Here is a 1,152-nt window from a genome sequence, read left to right on the forward strand (position 1 = left end):
CTAGTAGTGCTTGGTCAGGTCGGTGTGCGGGTGGGTATGTCGCGGTGGCAGGTGGGGCAGGCGCCGGTCCAGGTCGCGAGGAGGGTCTGTAGCTCGCGGACGACCTGGTAGAGGCTCAGGCCGGCGCCGCGTCTTTTGGGGCCCGGGCCAGTCGCTGCAGGGTGCAGAAGGCATGCGCGACGGAGACGAGGGTGACGTGGTGGTGCCAGCCGCCCCAGGTCCGGCCCTCGAAGTGGGCCAGGCCCAAAGCCTGCTTCATCTCCCGGTAGTCGTGCTCGATGCGCCAGCGGAGCTTGGCGAGGCGGACCAGGGTGGTCAGCGGGGTGTCGGCGGGCAGGTCGGACAGCCAGAACTGGACCGGCTCGCTCTCGCTGGCGGGCCATTCGGCCAGCAGCCAGCACACGGGCAGCTCCGGGCTGTCGGTGGCCTGGCGGATCTCGCGTCCGGCGGGCCGGATCCGTAAGGCCACGAAGCGGGAGTACATACGCTTGACCCCGGAGCGGCCGGTGCCCGGCCGGGAGCCTTCCCGCCACTGCACCGGCCTGGCCGCCTTCCGGCCCGCCGCGATGACCAGCTCTTTCACCGACCGGGGCGGGTCGGGGTACTTCGGCACGGGCGGGCGTCCGTTGCCCGAGTACGGCTCACACACCGGGACCGCGTGGGCGGGTTGTGCCGACATGGTGGTGGAGATCCCCACCACGTAATTCAGGCCGCGGGCCTGCAGTCCGTGCCGGAAGGCCGCGGCATCGCCGTATCCGGCGTCCGCGATGGCCAGCGGCACGTCGATCCCCCAGGAGCGGGTCTCATCGAGCATGTCCAGGGCCAGCTGCCACTTCTCCACGTGCCCGACGTCGTCCGGGATGCCGCAGGCGGTGCGGCGGGCGACCTTGCCCGGGTCGGCCTTCGGTGAGGCCGGGTCCCAGGTCTGGGGCAGGAACAGCCGCCAGTTGACCGCCGCCGAGGCATGGTCGCTGGCGAGGTGGAGCGAGACGCCCACCTGGCAGTTGGTGACCTTGCCGGCGGTGCCGGTGTACTGCCGTGACACGCACGCCGAGGCGGTCCCGTCCTTGAGGAAGCCGGTGTCGTCGAAGACCAGGGCCTTCGGCCGGATCGCTGCCTCCATCCGCCAGGCCAGCTGGGCCCGGATATGCG

Annotated in this window: 1 protein-coding gene; it reads right to left on the reverse strand. The window is 71.5% G+C overall.

Annotation, left to right across the window (positions count from 1 at the left end):
- Nucleotides 1–115 precede the first annotated feature (115 nt).
- Nucleotides 116–1,152: IS701 family transposase (locus AOQ53_RS25900; RefSeq protein WP_059420852.1), on the reverse strand; the 1,037-nt coding region annotated here is incomplete at its 5' end.

The sequence above is a fragment of the Streptomyces azureus genome (assembly GCF_001270025.1).
Classification (GTDB): domain Bacteria; phylum Actinomycetota; class Actinomycetes; order Streptomycetales; family Streptomycetaceae; genus Streptomyces; species Streptomyces azureus.